The following is a 15,480-nucleotide window of genomic DNA, read 5'->3' as shown; positions in this document are numbered from 1 at the left end:
CGACGGCACCATGCCGGCCGGCGACAAGAGCTGCCGACGCGGCTGACGTCGACTGTGCCCCCGGGGCACAGTGTGCGATGGCAGCATGCGGAACGAGGGCCGGCTGGAGCACGCGTGAGCCGGCCGAGATCGCCGGCACCACGCTGAAGACCGTGCGGCACCGTGGCACAGGAATCGGTCGAGGGCGCGGAACAGACGTTCCGCGCCCTCGACGCCGAACTGGCGGCGATTCCGGCTCGCGGCCGGTGAGGTCGGCCACGTCCGCGCCGTTGGGCTTGCGTGTGCCGCAACGGCACACCTGCCAATTGCCTCGATGCTTATCCACGAGGAAGACCCGATCCCCGCACCGGAGCGCGACCGTGGGTCCGCCCGCCCAGGCGACCCCAGCCAGGCCGCCGGGCCCACCATCCTGAACCAGATGGGCGGCGTCGCCGGGTTCGCCTATTCCACGGTTCCGGTGATCGTGTTCGTGACGGCAAACGCTTTGCTACCGCTGCCGGTAGCGGTCGGCGTCGCCGGCGCGACCGGGCTGGCGTTGTTCGTCTTCCGGCTACTGCGCGGAGAGCGCCTCGTCTCCGCGATCGGGAGCCTGCTCGGGGTGGCGGTGGCCGCCGGGATCGTCGCGTGGACCGGGTCCGCGCGGGACTTCTTCGTGATCGGCATCTGGGCCTCGCTGGCCGGCTTCGTCGTGACGCTCGCCTCGGTGCTGGCCCGTCGACCGCTGACCGGGGTCATCTGGAACGCCCTCGCACCGGCCGGGGCGACCGCCTTCGGTGAAGATCTGCCGCACACCGAGGTCCACCTCCTCGACGGCGGACACTTCCTGCTGGAGAGCAGCCTGGACGAAGTCGCCGACCTCATCCGGGATTTCCTGGGCCGCACCCTGCCCGCGTAGCTGCCCATCCATCCACCCGGACGGTCCGTCGGGAACCGCCGACTGACCGTGGGGCTTCGCCGGCTCGGAGCGAGGGCTGCGGCCGGCGCGACACCATCCGGGAACCAATTGATCCAGGCCGGTCGGGTGATCGCCGGCGCGGTGTTCCACCAGCGGAGGACAAGCGCGACCGTGGCCCGCCGTAGTCGAATCGGTAAGCCAGCTGACTTCCAGGCGAATGACCCACGGCAATTGCCGACCTCCCGATCACTCAGCGGCCGCACCCAATAACCACCGCCACCGCCACGGCTTGGCCGTCGCGGTCGGCTGCCCGATCGACAGGCCGGACGGCGTGCCAACCAGCACGACCACCGTTGTGGTTGCGACCGCAGGTGCTAGCCACGTCGTCTCGGGGAGGCCTCTTTCATGCGAAAGCATGTGACGCATAATCAGATGCTTTTAGCCGCAGGGCCTCCTCCAGCGCCGTACAAGGCGAGGCCGCTACCTGCGGAAACGAGCGAACCCGCGCTTTGGCGTCCCATTTTCATGCCTGGGGAATCCCAACTAGTGAGACGAGGCTGCTCCGTAGCTGCTCGGACGTCGGGGAAGCCTCTCGAGGGGTGCGACCGCCGAAAAAGGGCCTCCGACCTGGGCAAACGTGTGTCACAACCGTGTCCCACACGTAACCCATACGAAAGCAGGGAATATAGCCGACTGGCTATATTCCCTGCTCAAGTGGTGCGCCCGAAGGGACTCGAACCCCTAACCTTCTGATCCGTAGTCAGATGCTCTATCCATTGAGCTACGGGCGCTTGTGCTCAGCCAGTCTACACACCCGGCTTTCGCGCGGAGACTCCGGGATTCGAACCCGGGAGGGGCTTTAAGACCCCAACCGCATTAGCAGTGCGGCGCCATAGACCAGACTAGGCGAAGTCTCCCTGGTGGCCCGCAGACCACCGCGCCCGAGGATACAGGTCGCCACCCACCGGGAGCAAAACGACTTCCGGGGTACGCCCACCGTGGCCGCCCGCCCCCGTGTTTTGACGCTGTGCGTCGGCGTGATCGGGACTACGCTCCATCGATATGCAGGAGCAGCCGCCCAGCGAGTCGACCCGTCGAGAGCCTGCTGATAGAGCGCGTCGGCGCCCCCCGCGGGCCACCTTCACCCCGCCGACGGCCGCCGAGCCGCCGGCGGAGACGATCGAGACCGAGGCACCGCCGGCAGCCACTCCGGCCAGCCAGCGTCCTCGCCCGGCCAAGGCCGCCCCGGCAGTGCTCTTCCAGCCACCGGAGCCGGACCGCCCTCTGCCGCGACAGCCGAGCCGCGCGCCGACCGCCGCGACCGGCGCAGCGAGCGTCGACCCGCCAGGCCCACCCAACGGCGCAGCGAACGTCGACCCGCCAGGCCCACCGACCGGCGCAGCGAACGTCGACCCGCCAGGCCCACCCAACGGCGCAGCGAACGTCGACCCGCCAGGCCCTGCGGCAGGCGTCGAGCCAGCGACCCAGGCACCAAAGGCCCGGACCACCCCCGTTCGCAAGGCCGCGCCCATTGCCAAGGCGACCCCCATTGCCAAGGCCGCGCCCGTTCGCCGGGCCGCCACCAGGAAGACAGCCGAACCGTCGGCCGAGGTGACCCAGACCACGCCGGCACCGACGCCGAGCAAGCGCGCCGCGAGCCCCACCAAACGAGCGGCGGCCCCTCGCAAGAGCACCACCCCGAAGAAGGCCACACCGGACCCTTTGGCCGAGCAGCACACGCCACTGGAATTCCCTGCCGAGCAGCAGACCGCGCCGGCTCCGACGCGTACCCCGGAATGGGAGCTGCGGGCGGTCGCCGCGCGCGTGCTCGACCACCCGGGCTTCGCACCGGAGCTTTTGGCCCTGGCGGCGGTGCGGGCGCTCGGGCCCGACGCGGCCACCTGGGCCGCGCGGCTGCGCGCCCGGTATCCGGACGCCCCGGCGGACGGCCTGGCCCGGTTGGCGACCCGGCGGTTCGTCCGCTCGGCCGGCGCGGGCGGGGCGACCGCGGCGCTGGCCGGTTTCTTCGCGCCGGTGGCCGAGCTGGCCTCGGTGCTCTGGACCCATTCGAACCTGGTGCTACACCTCGCTGCGGCGTACGGCAAGGATCCGGCGCATCCCGACCGGGCCGCCGAGCTGCTGGTGCTCACCCGGGTGCACCCGGACATGGCGAGCGCCCAGGCGGCGTTGGCTGCCGCGAAGACGGCGGGTGACCCGGTCGAGGGGGCCTGGCCGCAGGCGGCGGAGGCGGCCTGGCGACTGGCCGCACCGCTCACGGCGCAGGCCGGCGGCTGGGTTGCGTTGCGGCTGGCGGCCCGGCTGCTGCCGGGCGCGGCGGTGCTCGCGGCGGCGCTGGGTGACTCGGCGGCCGCCGACCGGCTCGCGGCCCGAACGGCAGCCGTCTACCGATCCCACCCGCGTTGACCGGTCAGAGCCAGTCGAACCACTCGCGGGGCAGCAGCGCGTAGCCGACGAAGGCGACCACGTCGAGGAGGGTGTGCGCGATGACCAGCGGCATCACCCGCCGGGTACGCAGGTAGAAGAGGCTGAACACGACGCCCATGACCGCGTTGCCGAGGAACGCGCCGAAGCCCTGGTAGAGGTGGTACGAGCCGCGGAGCAGCGCGCTGGCCCCGATGATCGCGGCGAGCCGCCAGTGCAGCTGCCGCAGTCGGGTGACCAGGTAGCCGACCACGATCACCTCCTCCAGCACGGCGTTCTGCACGGCGGCGAGGATCAGCACCGGGACCGCCCACCAGACCTGCGGCAGCGCAGCCGGCACGAGCGTGGCGTTGATGCCCAACTGGGCTGCCACCCAGAACAGGACCAGCCCGGGCAGGCCGATCAGCGCGGCCAGGCCGGCGCCGCGGGCCAGGTCCTGGCCGGGCCGCCGGGCGTCCAGGCCGAGGGTCCGCATCGGGTCGCCGGGGTCACGGCTGAGCAGGTGTACGGCGAGCAGCACCGGCAGCAGCGCGAAGACGATGCCGAGCAGCTGGTACGTGAGGTCCAGCCAGGGTCGGGCCGACGCTGAGGTGTTCAGCGAGGCGGTCTGTTTGGAGAGCGGACCGTCGGCGGTCAGCTTCGCGATGATCGAGACCATCGCGTAGATCGCGGACTGGCCGAGGGAGAGGCCGAGGACCAGCAGCGTCTCGGTGCCCAGCACTCGGCGGGACACCGGGCGGGTCAGCTCAACGGTCACCGCACCACTCTGCCCGACGGGCGGCACTGGTGACACGGCCGACCGGCCAGCATGAGCCGATCGCACATTCTGTGCGACCAGTAGACACTCTCCGTGGAGATTCTATGGGCGCCCGATCCGCTGCTGTCTGGAGAAGGAGCGTCCCGTGGACAACCTCGCGCGGTTGCTGAAGGAGAGCTGGACCCTGGTCGAGGAGGACCGGGTCCGGCTGAGCGGGCACTTCTACGCCCGACTGTTCCTGCTCGACCCCACCCTGCGGCAACTCTTCCCGGTGCAGATGACCGGCCAGGGTGACCGCCTGCTGGAAGCGATCATCACGGCGATCCACACCGTCGACGACCCGGAGTCTTTCGACGAGTTCCTCCGGGCGCTGGGCCGCGACCACCGCAAGTACCACGTCGACGAGCGGCACTACGCGACGATGGGCGTCGCTCTGCTGGACGCGCTGCGCAGCACCGCCGGCGACGGCTGGAACCTGGAGTACGACCAGGCGTGGCGCGAGGCGTACGCCGCGATCGCCGCCCTGATGGTGGCCGGGGCGAAAGCCGACGACGACCCGCCGTTCTGGCACGCCGAAGTGCTGACCCACGAGCGGCACGGCCCGGACACCGCCGTGCTGACCTGCCGGGCGTTGCAGCATCCGTTGCGCTGGCAGGCTGGGCAGTACGTCAGCCTGGAGGTGCCGCGCCACCACCCCCGGGTGTGGCGGAACTACTCGGTGGCGAACGCCCCGAACGACGACAACGTGCTGGAGTTCCACGTGCGGTCGCCGGGGGCCGGCTGGGTGTCCGGCGCGCTGGTGCGTCGGGTCCGGCCGGGTGACCTGCTCCGCCTGGCGGCGCCGATGGGGTCGATGACCCTGGACCGTTCCTCGGAACGGGACATCCTCTGTGTGGCCGGCGGGGTCGGCCTGGCGCCGATCAAGGCGCTGGTGGAGGAGTTGGCCACCTACAACCGGACCCGCTGGGTGCACGTCTTCTACGGCGCCCGGCAGGCAGCGGACCTGTACGGCCTGGACGGGTTGCAGGAGCTGGTCGCCGTACACCCGTGGTTGTCGGTCACCGCAGCGTGCAGCGAGGACCCGGACTTCGACGGTGAGCTGGGCGACATCCCGGACGTGGTGGCCCGGTATGGCCCGTGGACCACGCACGACTGCTACGTCTCCGGCTCGGCTCGGATGGTCCGGTCCACGCTGCGGGTGCTCGCCGCGGACGAGGTGCCGCCGCCGCACATCCGCTACGACACCTTCGGTGACCTCTAGACGTTCCTCCCCCCACACCGGGGCGCGTGCCCCTGCCCCCTGGGGCACGCGCCCCGGTCCCTTCCTGGTCAGTAGCGCCAGGGGCGCCCGGTCTCGCGGTATTCCTCGACCGGCACCAGTGGCACGCCCGGGGCCATCCGGTCGACGTAGAGCTGGCCCTCCAGGTGGTCGATCTCGTGTGCGACCAGCCGGGCCATGCCGAACTCGAACGAGGTGATGATCCGGCTGCCGTCCCACTGGGCGTGCTCCACGTCCAGTCGCAGCGGCCGGGGCACCAGACCCCGGTGATCGAAGAAGGAGAGGCAGCCCTCGTACTGCTCGTCGGTGTCCGGGTCGGCGTCGACCACCCGGGGGTTGAGCAGCACGACCGGCTCGGCTGACCGGTCGGGGGGCCGCACCACTGCCGCCGCCCGACCGATGCCCAACTGCGGGGCGGCTACGCCCACCCCCTTGCTGAAGGGGTGCAGCTCGTCGAGCCGGGCCAGGGCCGTGGTGAGCCGGTCGACCACGTCCCGGGCAACCTGCTCGTCGCCGGGCAGGTCGAACAGGCGAACGCGCTGGCGGAGCAGGTCGTCCCCGCGTTGCACGATGCCGAGGCCACGCATCCGTTCGCTGGGCCGGACCCGGGCACCGCCGGGGCCGCCGTCCGGGTCGGTCTCCAGGCGGGCACGGAACCGCCACTGCATCCGGTAGCGGGCGTTCAGCGGTGGGTCGTCGGTCTGCCAGTCGTAGATCGCCCGGTCACCCTCGTCGTGTCGCTGTGGTGCCGTCCGCAGCGGGCCCTCCTCCGCGGAGAGCGAGGTTTCCACGCCCCAGACCTGCGGGTCGAGCGCCACCGGCAGGTCCAGGCGTACGGCGAGCTGCCGGGTGGGCAGCCGGACGGCCCGTTGGAACCAGGGGCCCCACTTCTCGTGCCCGACGCTGTACGCGTACTCGATGGTGGCCCGGTCTCCGGGGTAGAGCGGGAAGCGCCGTTCCCCGTTCTCGAAGAGCAGCCAGATCTCCTTGAACGCGTCCCGATCGTGTTTGGCCCGCCAGTGCATCGGCTCCGGGTCACCGCCGTCGTCGTCTCGGCGGGCCTGTAGTTGCAGCTCGGCGAACGTGAGGGGGTGCTCCCGGTGGTGTCGGTTGGAGCGGCCGGGGTCGTTCGGGTAGCGGTCGACGGCGACCCGAGCCAGGTAGCGGGTGACCGGCTCGGTGCCGGCGTTGTACAGCTGGCGGTGGATGACGCACCGGTAGCCGGCGTCGGTGTGGGTGAGGGTGGCGAGTTCCCGTTCCACGACGAGGCCGGTGCCGGGTGGCAGCCACTGTCCGGGCAGGTACGGCTCGCGGTGCGGCTGACCCGCGCGGGCGTGCCGTAGGTCGTCGTACTCCCGGAAGCGCTGCCAGATCGCGCCGCTGGCCTCCAGGACGGCCTCGGCGCGGCGGGCGAAGTCCTCGGTTGGGCGGTGTCGGCGCCCCTCGACGTGGCTCACGTAGGACGGGTCGAACCCCATCAGGATGGCCAGTTGCTTCTTGGACAGCCCTCGCCCGGTCCGTTGCCGGGCGAGCTCGGCCGCGAAGGAATCGGCAGCCCGTTCGAGGGGTGAGGTCGTCATCGGCTTCCTCGTGGCCGGGGCTATAAGTTTCACGTTCTGTGCGCGAGCGCACACGCATCTGGCACCTTGCCGACACTTCGCTTGACAATCCACCGACAGCCGTCGATCCTGCGGCGGCGTTTCCCAGTGCTGCCGTCGGGTAGTCCGCAGGGCGGGACCGCTGCTCCGCTGGGAGCCGAGTGACCGGGACCTCCCGATCCGACCAAGGTGAGGCTTCCCTTAGACCAAGGAGCCTGGTTAGGCTAGCCTTAGCTCAGGACGGCACCGGTCGTCCGCCGGGGCACACTCCTCGGTCCTGCGGACGGGGGATGACTCAGGTGACAGCGGTGATGCCGAGGCGGGACGCCACCGCCACACCGCTCGCCCCCGTCACCGCGACACTGCGTGCCATGTTCGGCACCGACGACCTTCCCGGGCTGGCCCGGGGCCTACTGGTCGACGACGAGTTCGGCTGGGCGCCCGCCACCACCCTGATCGACGGCAGTCGGCTGCCCGAGTTGCTGCGCGGCGCCGCCGTCCGCTGGGGCGGCACTCCCCATGCCTGCGCCGCGCTGGCCTGGAAGTCGTACAGCTACTGGACCGCGCTGCCGGTCGTGCTGGGCTGGGCCTCCGCCCGGCGGGTGCCGCTGCTCGACCCGGCTGACGTGCTGATCCACTTCGAGGACCACCGGCAGCTGCTCACCATGGGCCTGCGCCGTGGCACCACCGTGGCGGTGCTGCCGAGCGACCCGCTCGCGCTCGCCGGCCTGCCGGAGGTGCGGGTCGTCGCCGACGAGGCGGAGCTGCTCGCCGCACTGCGCGCCTCCCTGCTCGACGCTCACCTGGCACCGCTCATCACGGCGATCCAGTCGGAGGTCCGGGTGGGCACCCGGACGCTGCTCGGCTCGGTCGCCTCCGGCATCGCGCACGGCATCCTGCGGGCCGCCGACGGTCTGCCCGGTTCGACGGTGCACAGCATCGACACCCTGCTCGGCGCGCTCGACCTCACGGACCTGATTGAGCTGGTGCCGGGGCCGACCGGTGAGCCGACCGTGCAGCGGCGCACCTGCTGCCTCGCGTTCACCCTGCCCCGGCCGAAGGTCTGCCAGGGCTGCTGCGTCCGCCCGGCCTGAGTCTCGTCGCTCAGTCGGTCAACGACCGGACGTCCCACACCCACACACCGCCGGTGAAGACCGGCTGGATCCCGGTCAGCTCGGTCATCCCCCGGCGCAGCGCGGCCTCGTTCTCGTGCGGCCCGAGGATGACCACACCGGCCCGCCAGAAGCGCAGGTCGTCGACCGCGCGGACCCGGCTCTGCGGGGTGATCGGCGGCACCGCCCCGGTACGCCGGATGGTGGTGAAGAAGCTGCTGGTGGGGCGGGGCGGGGCACCGAACAACGCCACCCGCGGCGCTTCGGCGTTCGGGCGGGTGTCCGGGCCGAGGAAGTAGCCGCGGGCCAGCGGCATGTCCAGCCGGGTCGCCGCGGACCACCGCAGCGGCTCCGCGTAGGTGTTGTCCGGCAGCGGCAGGGTCACCACACTGCGCCCACCAGCCACGTAGGGACGCCACGCCCCACTGGTCACGAAGGTGGGGACCGGTTCGAGGTGGTCCACGGGCAGCGGCGTGGGAACGATCGGCAACAGGGCCATCGTGAGCATGGTGGCGGTGACGAAGCGGATCTGCCCCCTGGCGGCCGGGTGCGAGCTGGCCAGCTCGCGGGCGCGTTCGGCACCGTAGGCGAGCAGCAGCCCGATGATCGGAGTGATCGCCAACGCCCACCGCGTCGGCACCACCGAGTGCAGGATGGGCAGGTTCTCCAGCGCCGCCCAGGGCCCCGGCACACCCGTACCCCGGTTGTCGAAGCGGACCTCCCGACCCAGCGAGAGCACCGCGAAGAGCAGCCCGAGCCCGGCCAGCGCGAGCACCACGACCGAGCGGCGTAACCACCAGACCAGGGCGATCACCAGCACCACCAGCGGCCAACCGAAGAAGCTGTTCTCCTCGGTCGGGTTCTTGGCCAGGCCCGCGGCGGTGCGCGGGCTACCGGCGAGTGACTCCCGGGAGTACGCGACGAACGAGGCCAGGTCACTGGAGTAACCGCGGATCAGGCGGGACAGCCCGGAGTAGGCGTCCGGGCCGAAGAACTGCACGTACAGGGGGTACGCCAGCAGCAGCCCGGCGACCCCGGCGGCTACGGCAAGGCCGGCGATGAAGGGCCGGGCCCGCGACCGCAGCTCCGCCCGGCCGAGGGCGAGCACGCCGACGACCACACCGAGCCCGATCGCGGTCATCAGCAGGATCTCCAGGTTGAGGAAGGCCTGCCAGACGATCACGAGCGCGAGAAGAAGCCCGTTGCGCAGCCAGCGGCCCGGTTCACCGAGTCGCAGCGTGCGCCAGATGATCAACGGGACGACGAACTGCGACACGATGTTCGGGTGCCCATTGGCGTGCGACACCATGGCCGGCGCGTACGCGCAGAAGCCGGCGCCCAGCCACGCCGGCCCGCGAGCGCCGATCAGGACCCGGGAGAGCAGGAAGTACCAGGCCGTGGCGGTGGCAATCATGCCGGCGGTGAGAAAGACCAGGAATGCCGCCCGCGGACCGAAGAGCAGGGTGATCGGCGTCAGTGGCAATGAAATGGATAATACGGACGTATTAGCCATCAGATTCACGCCATCCGGAACGTTCATCTGCTCGGAATGGAACGGATACACGAAATGCGTAACGACCCGCGCACCGTGTGCCATCATCCATTCGAACTGCGACTGATCGGACTGGTTGTCCCGCACGCCGCTGCCCGGTTCCAACCAGAGCCGACCGGTGACCCAGAAGCCGAGCACCACGAAGCTCAGCACGGCGGCCAGATCGGCCCACTTCCCTCTGCGGGAAGGCCGAGCGTCACCAGGCGCCCCCTCCACCGACGACGCGGTGGCCGGGCCGTCGGTGCCGCTGGGCGCGTCCGATTCAGGAGTAGTCATGACAATTCATAGGGTAGTCAGGGTAAGGCGCTGCCGTGACATGTTTCGGGGTACTGCCGTACTATGTGCCGGGTTCGCCGACCGCCGATCACGAACCCACCCCCCGACCACAATTCGGCCACCCCGATGCCCCGATTCTTCTGCCGCTCAGCGGATGATTCACTCTGTCGGTCCAGGCACGGGTCGAGTTCATATCGTGAGGAATCGACGCATGGCAGAAATCACTGGGGATCAGCGCGTGCAGTCCGAGGTGCTGGAAGGCCTGGCGACCGCTGTGAACCACCGTCGCTGGTTCATCGAACTGGCGGTGCCGCACCTCGGCGACGACCCGATCGAGATCGGCAGCGGCCTCGGTGACTACGCGCTGGAATGGTCACAGCGGCTGCCCCGGTTCACCGCCACCGAGGCTGATCCGGACCGGCTCGTGCAGCTCAAGGAGCGCCTCGCCGACCGGCCGAACGTCGACGTCCGGCAGATGCTGCTGCCACACAACGACCGGGGCCACTACAGCGCGGCGGTCTCGTACAACGTCCTGGAGCACATCGAGGACCACGTGGGCGCGCTGCGCAGCATGCGTGACCTGGTCCGACCCGGCGGCGCCGTGATCATCATCGTGCCGGCGTTCCAGTTCGCGATGGGTCCGGCCGACATCGCCACCGGCCACGTCCGCCGCTACACGAAGAAGACGCTCGAAGCGGCGATGACCGAGGCCGGCCTGACCGTCGAGAAGATCCACTACGCCAACGCCCTGGGGCTGATCGGCTACTTCATGGCCACCAAGGTCTTCCGGCTGATGCCGAAGGAGGGCCCGATGGTCAAGGTCTACGACACCGTCGTCCTCCCCGCCACAAAGGCGGCGGAGCAACTCGTCCGCCCCCCGTTCGGTCAGTCCGTCTTCGCCGTAGCCCGCGTCAAGCCCTAACCCCCACCCCACCCCACCCCCGCGATCTTGCACTTTCGGTCGCCCCTGTGCGCCTTATGTCAGGTATGCCGGGGCAGTAAGTGCAAGATCGCGGGGCAGGGATCACTCCTTGATCTGGTACGTCGGGCGGATCACCGCTCGGGCCAGGGTGTGGAACGTGAGGTTGAAGCCGACGTAGGCCGGGCTGGCGTCCGGGGTCAGGTCGAGGCGGTCGACGTCCACGGCGTGCACCGCGAAGACGTACCGGTGCGGGCGGTCACCGGCCGGCGGAGCCGCCCCGCCGTACCCCTGCTCGCCGTAGTCGTTGCGGACCGAGAACGCCCCACCGAGGTCGGTGCCCGCCGCGCCACCCGCGCCGCTGGGCAGCTGCGTCACGTCGGCCGGCACGTTCACGAGCACCCAGTGCCAGAAACCGCTGCCGGTCGGCGCATCCGGGTCAAAGCAGGTCACCGCGAAGCTCTTCGTCTCGGCGGGGAAATCCGACCAGGTCAGCTGCGGGGAGACGTTGTCGCCCCCGGTGCTGCCGTGCGCGTGCCGCGCGTCCATCGGCTCGCCGTTCTGCACATCGTCACTCGTCAGCGTGAACGAGGGCAGCGTCGGCAGCAGCTCGTACGGGTCCGGGGCGATCGGTCGTTCCAGGGTCATCGGGACGCGTCCTTCCGGTGTGCGGAGATACCAGCCCCTTCTTACCCCGCCACGGCCCCTCCGACGACCCGAAGTACGCGCTGTCCAGCGACGGCTTCTCCGGAGCTACGGTTGAGTTCGGGCAACGTTCCTCAGGGGGACACCGTGGCCGGAATCTGGCGGGACTTCGTGGCTGCGGTCCTCACCGCGTTCCGCCGTCAGGACGAGCGGGCCATCGCCGACGAACGCCGACGCGCCGTCGAACGGCTGGCCGAGGAGACGATCCGCACCCACAAGCGGGTTGCCGACCCGCCGGAGTGACCAGGTTGGAGGGCACCGGATCGCCCCGGCGCGAACGGTCAAGATGACCTGATGTGGCGGATCCTCCGGTCGCGGCCGGTGGTCACCGCGGAGACACACCGACCCACTCTGTTCGAGATCTTCTTCGATCTGGTGTTCGTCTTCGGTTTCATCCGGGTCACCACGTTCATGAGCGAGCGACCCTCGCCGGTGACCCTCACGCAGGGATTCCTCATACTCCTGCTGCTGTGGATCTCCTGGCTGGTCTACTCCTGGCTGGGGAACCAGGCCCGCATTGATATCGGGATGATCCGTGCCGGCACCACCGTCGCCATGGCAGCCGTCTTCCTCACCGCTCTGGTTATCCCCGACGCCTGGGAAACCGGTTCGGGAACGTTGGCACCGCGCCTGACCCTGGCGCTGTCCTACGTCGTGGTGAGAGTGATCCACCTGGCGCTTAACTACTGGGCGGCGTTGGATGATCGGCAGCTACACAGGACCGTTCGCCTCTACGCCCTCTCGACCGCGTTGTCCTGGATCCCCCTCGTCCTCGGGGCCGTCTTCGGCGGCACCGCGCAGATCCTGCTCTGGACGGCAGCGCTCACCGTCGACATGGGCGGCGGGGCGGTCGCCTCCAGCCTCAGCGGATGGCCGGTACGCAGCCCTGGTCACTTCGCGGAGCGGCACAGCCTCGTGGTGATCATTGCGCTCGGCGAGTCCCTGATCTCGGTCGGCGCCGGGGTCGGGGTTGAGACGATCCGTGGACCGATCCTGCTGGCCGCGCTCCTCACTCTGGGCATCACGGTGTGCCTCTACTGGCTGTACTCCGCCAGTGCGACGGCCGCCGGGCAGGCGCTGATGATGGAGTCCGGGCTACGGCGAGCCCACGTGGGAGCCAACGCCTACAGCCTTGCCCACTTCCCGCTGATCGCCGGGACCATCTACGTGGCGTTGGGAGTCGAGCAGGTGCTTGCCGGCCTGGCGCATGAGGAGTCCCACGACACCTCGAACTGGATCTCGGCCAGCGCGCTGTTCGGCGGGACAGCCCTGTACCTCGCGGGCAGGGCGACGTTCCTGAGTCTCAGCGTCCGGAGCCTCCGACCGGGGCAGCTTGTCGCCCCCGTTGCGGCGCTGCTGTTGATTCCCGTCGGCCGGCACCTGCCCGGCATGGCCGCCCTCGGCCTGCTCACCGCGTTCCTCATCGCACTTCTCAGCTACGAGGCGTGGACCAGACGCGGGTCCGGTGTCCTGTCCGGGAGTGCCTGACTGCTGGTCGGAAGGCGTTCGCCGACCAAGGGGGCGGAGGGTGTGGGATTCGAACCCACGAAGACATCGCTGCCTTACCGGTTTTCAAGACCAGCGCCATCGGCCACTAGGCGAACCCTCCCCGGCCGTCACCCGCGGGTGCACGGCCACGCATAGTCTGCCATGGCTCGCTTCGGGCGGCCCGGCGTCCCTCCCTGCGGCGCGGTGGGGCATCGGGTAAGACTGAGCCATGCGAGCCATCACCATTCCGCAGCCCGGTGGACCCGACGCGCTGGTCTGGGCCGAGGTCCCCGACCCCGAGCCCGGCCCCGGCGAGGTGATCGTGGATGTGCGCGCCAGCGGGGTCAACCGCGCTGACCTGCTGCAACGGCAGGGGCACTACCCGCCGCCGCCGGGTGCGCCCGCGTACCCCGGGTTGGAGTGTTCTGGGGTGATCACCGAGGTCGGCCCGGAGGTCGCCGGGTGGGCGGTCGGGCAGCAGGTCTGCGCGCTGCTGGCCGGCGGCGGGTACGCCGAGCGGGTCGCGGTCCCCGCCGGGCAACTGTTGCCGGTGCCGGGCTGCGACCTGGTAGACGCCGCGGCGCTGCCCGAGGTGGCCTGCACCGTCTGGTCGAACCTGGTCCAGGTGGGGCGGCTCAGCGCGGGGGACACGCTGCTGGTGCACGGCGGGGGCAGCGGGATCGGCACGTTCGCGATCCAGCTCGGGGCAGCCCTCGGCGCCACCGTGCTGACCACGGCTCGGGCTGCCAAGCACTCCCGGCTACGTGAGCTGGGCGCGTCACACCCGATCGACTACCGGGAGCAGGACTTCGTCGAGGAGGTCCGGCGAGCCACCAACGGTCGCGGCGCCGACGTCATCCTCGACATCATGGGCGCGTCCTACCTGGGCCGGAACGTCTCTGCGCTGGCCGCTGGCGGTCGGCTGGTGGTGATCGGGATGCAGGGTGGGCGCAAAGCCGAGTTGGATCTCGGCGCGTTGCTGACCAAACGGGCGAGCGTGGCAGCGACGTCGCTGCGCTCCCGCCCGCTCGCGGAGAAGGCGGAGATCGTCCAGGGCGTACGGGACGAGGTGTGGCCGTTGGTCGAGGCCGGCACGATCCGACCGGTCGTGGACCGGCGGCTGCCGATAGCCGAGGCGGCCGAGGCGCACCGGCTCGTCGAGTCGAACGAGCACTTCGGCAAGGTGCTGCTCACGCTCGGGTGACGCGGGCGGGGCGGCGGCCGGGCGGGGCGGCGACCGTCAGGCGGGCGAGCCCGCCGGGGTCGGGTCATCCGCCGGTCGGGGCAGCATCAGGCGGGCACCCGGCCCCTCGCCGGCCAGCGCGTCCCCTGGGTTGTTGAGCGTGCAGCGCTGCAGGGACAGGCAGCCACAGCCGATGCAACCGTCCAGGTCGTCGCGGAGCTTGGTGAGCAGCCGAACCTTCTCGTCCAACCGGCCCCGCCAGCTCGCGGAGAGCCGCGCCCAGTCCTGCGGGCTGGGCGTGCGCGCGTCGGGGAGCGAGTTCAGTGCGTCGCGGATCTCGTCAAGCGAGACGCCGACCTGCTGGGAGATCCGGATGAAGGCGACCCGCCGCAGCTCGGCGCGGGCGTACCGGCGCTGGTTCCCGCCGGTACGGTCGGCGCGGATCAGCCCGAGTCGCTCGTAGTAGCGCAGCGCCGACGGCGCCACGCCGGAGCGGACGGACAGGTCGCCGATCGTCAGTAGATCCTGCATCACAAGGTCCTTGAGTTGAAGTGCACTTCAACTCACACAGTAGTGGCATGGCCACCACACTGACCACCGACACCGGCTCCCGGCTCCCCGGGCTGATCCGACGACTGACCGGCGACGAGAAGCACGCGCCCAGCGCACACTCGACCATCGACGTGCTCCAGGTGCTCTACGACCGGGTGCTGCGCGTCACCCCCGACACCGCGGACGACCCGGAGCGGGACCGGTTCCTGCTCTCCAAGGGCCACGGACCGGCCGCCTACTACGCGGTGCTCGCCGCGCACGGCTTCATCCCGGACGCCTGGCTCGACGACCTGGCCGGGCCGGAAAGCCGGCTCGGCCATCATCCGGACCGACTGCTGGTGCCCGGGGTCGAGATCGGCTCCGGCTCGCTCGGCCACGGGCTCGGGCTGGCCGTCGGCACCGCCCTCGGGCTGCGGGCCCAGGGGCTGCTCAAACCCCGGGTGTACGTGCTGCTCGGCGACGCCGAACTGGACGAGGGATCCAACCACGAGGCGATCGTGTACGCGGGAGCGACCGGCCTGGGAAACCTCACCGCGGTCGTGGTCGACAACTCGTCGGCCACGCACGGCTGGGCAGGTGGCATCGCCAGCCGGTTCACCGTCAACGGCTGGACCGCCGACACCGTCGACGGCCGGGACCACAACGCCCTGTACACGGCGCTGACCGGGCACCGGCCACGACGGCCACACCTGGTGGTCGCCCGCATCGAGAGCAAGGGATGA

14 protein-coding genes and 3 tRNA genes are annotated in these 15,480 nt (G+C 70.6%); 9 read left to right on the top strand and 8 right to left on the bottom strand.

The features are described 5' to 3' along the window. The first annotated feature begins 313 nt into the window (after positions 1-313). On the top strand, positions 314-895 hold the full coding sequence (locus ABZS37_RS13850; protein ID WP_355168735.1) for a DUF3159 domain-containing protein: 582 nt from the start codon (positions 314-316) through the stop codon (positions 893-895). A 715-nt stretch (positions 896-1,610) separates the two neighbouring features. Here the strand turns inward: ABZS37_RS13850 and ABZS37_RS13845 are convergent. Beyond that, a tRNA-Arg gene (locus tag ABZS37_RS13845) sits at positions 1,611-1,686 on the bottom strand. 35 nt (positions 1,687-1,721) lie between these two features. Further along, positions 1,722-1,812 (bottom strand) — tRNA-Ser (locus ABZS37_RS13840). A 145-nt stretch (positions 1,813-1,957) separates the two neighbouring features. Between ABZS37_RS13840 and ABZS37_RS13835 the strand changes: the two genes are divergently transcribed. Further along, on the top strand, positions 1,958-3,319 hold the full coding sequence (locus ABZS37_RS13835) for a hypothetical protein (RefSeq protein ID WP_355168733.1): 1,362 nt from the start codon (positions 1,958-1,960) through the stop codon (positions 3,317-3,319). Positions 3,320-3,323: 4 nt separating this feature from the next. Here ABZS37_RS13835 and ABZS37_RS13830 read toward each other — a convergent pair whose 3' ends face one another. Further along, positions 3,324-4,094 carry a CPBP family intramembrane glutamic endopeptidase gene (locus ABZS37_RS13830; RefSeq protein ID WP_355168731.1) on the bottom strand — a complete coding sequence of 257 codons (771 nt, stop codon included), beginning with the start codon at positions 4,092-4,094 and terminating at the stop codon, positions 3,324-3,326. A 145-nt stretch (positions 4,095-4,239) separates the two neighbouring features. On the opposite strand from ABZS37_RS13830, the gene ABZS37_RS13825 reads away from it, so the two are divergent. Next, positions 4,240-5,355: a globin domain-containing protein gene (locus tag ABZS37_RS13825; protein ID WP_355168729.1), complete on the top strand. Its 1,116-nt coding sequence runs from the start codon at positions 4,240-4,242 to the stop codon at positions 5,353-5,355. A gap of 68 nt (positions 5,356-5,423) precedes the next feature. On the opposite strand, the gene ABZS37_RS13820 is transcribed toward ABZS37_RS13825, so the two are convergent. Continuing rightward, entirely contained in the window at positions 5,424-6,953 is a 1,530-nt protein-coding gene (locus tag ABZS37_RS13820) for a peptide deformylase (protein ID WP_355168727.1), read from the bottom strand. 329 nt (positions 6,954-7,282) lie between these two features. Here ABZS37_RS13820 and ABZS37_RS13815 point away from each other — a divergent pair, with 329 nt between their 5' ends. Further along, the gene (locus tag ABZS37_RS13815) at positions 7,283-8,065 is read left to right on the top strand and encodes a hypothetical protein (RefSeq protein WP_355168759.1); all 783 of its coding nucleotides are present in this window, start codon (positions 7,283-7,285) and stop codon (positions 8,063-8,065) included. A gap of 10 nt (positions 8,066-8,075) precedes the next feature. Here ABZS37_RS13815 and ABZS37_RS13810 read toward each other — a convergent pair whose 3' ends face one another. Continuing rightward, positions 8,076-9,911, bottom strand: a complete 1,836-nt coding sequence (locus ABZS37_RS13810) for a hypothetical protein (protein ID WP_355168725.1) — start codon at positions 9,909-9,911, stop codon at positions 8,076-8,078. Positions 9,912-10,122: 211 nt separating this feature from the next. On the opposite strand from ABZS37_RS13810, the gene ABZS37_RS13805 reads away from it, so the two are divergent. Next, the gene (locus ABZS37_RS13805) at positions 10,123-10,833 is read left to right on the top strand and encodes a class I SAM-dependent methyltransferase (protein WP_355168723.1); all 711 of its coding nucleotides are present in this window, start codon (positions 10,123-10,125) and stop codon (positions 10,831-10,833) included. A gap of 102 nt (positions 10,834-10,935) precedes the next feature. Here ABZS37_RS13805 and ABZS37_RS13800 read toward each other — a convergent pair whose 3' ends face one another. Further along, positions 10,936-11,478: a YbhB/YbcL family Raf kinase inhibitor-like protein gene (locus ABZS37_RS13800; protein WP_355168721.1), complete on the bottom strand. Its 543-nt coding sequence runs from the start codon at positions 11,476-11,478 to the stop codon at positions 10,936-10,938. A gap of 144 nt (positions 11,479-11,622) precedes the next feature. Between ABZS37_RS13800 and ABZS37_RS13795 the strand changes: the two genes are divergently transcribed. Next, the gene (locus ABZS37_RS13795; RefSeq protein WP_355168719.1) at positions 11,623-11,778 is read left to right on the top strand and encodes a hypothetical protein; all 156 of its coding nucleotides are present in this window, start codon (positions 11,623-11,625) and stop codon (positions 11,776-11,778) included. A gap of 51 nt (positions 11,779-11,829) precedes the next feature. Then, on the top strand, positions 11,830-13,023 hold the full coding sequence (locus tag ABZS37_RS13790) for a low temperature requirement protein A (RefSeq protein WP_355168718.1): 1,194 nt from the start codon (positions 11,830-11,832) through the stop codon (positions 13,021-13,023). A 34-nt stretch (positions 13,024-13,057) separates the two neighbouring features. Here the strand turns inward: ABZS37_RS13790 and ABZS37_RS13785 are convergent. After that, a tRNA-Ser gene (locus tag ABZS37_RS13785) sits at positions 13,058-13,144 on the bottom strand. A gap of 108 nt (positions 13,145-13,252) precedes the next feature. On the opposite strand from ABZS37_RS13785, the gene ABZS37_RS13780 reads away from it, so the two are divergent. Continuing rightward, complete coding sequence (locus tag ABZS37_RS13780; protein WP_355168717.1) at positions 13,253-14,227, top strand: NAD(P)H-quinone oxidoreductase; 975 nt, start codon at positions 13,253-13,255, stop codon at positions 14,225-14,227. A gap of 36 nt (positions 14,228-14,263) precedes the next feature. Here the strand turns inward: ABZS37_RS13780 and soxR are convergent, their stop codons facing one another. Beyond that, a complete protein-coding gene (soxR, locus tag ABZS37_RS13775; protein WP_355168716.1) occupies positions 14,264-14,737 on the bottom strand; it encodes a redox-sensitive transcriptional activator SoxR in 474 nt (157 codons plus the stop codon). A gap of 59 nt (positions 14,738-14,796) precedes the next feature. On the opposite strand from soxR, the gene ABZS37_RS13770 reads away from it, so the two are divergent. Further along, on the top strand, positions 14,797-15,480 hold the full coding sequence (locus ABZS37_RS13770; RefSeq protein ID WP_355168757.1) for a transketolase: 684 nt from the start codon (positions 14,797-14,799) through the stop codon (positions 15,478-15,480).

It is taken from the genome of Micromonospora sp. NPDC005413, assembly GCF_040606435.1.
Lineage (GTDB): Bacteria > Actinomycetota > Actinomycetes > Mycobacteriales > Micromonosporaceae > Micromonospora.
This window is presented reverse-complemented; position numbering and strand designations above follow the sequence as displayed.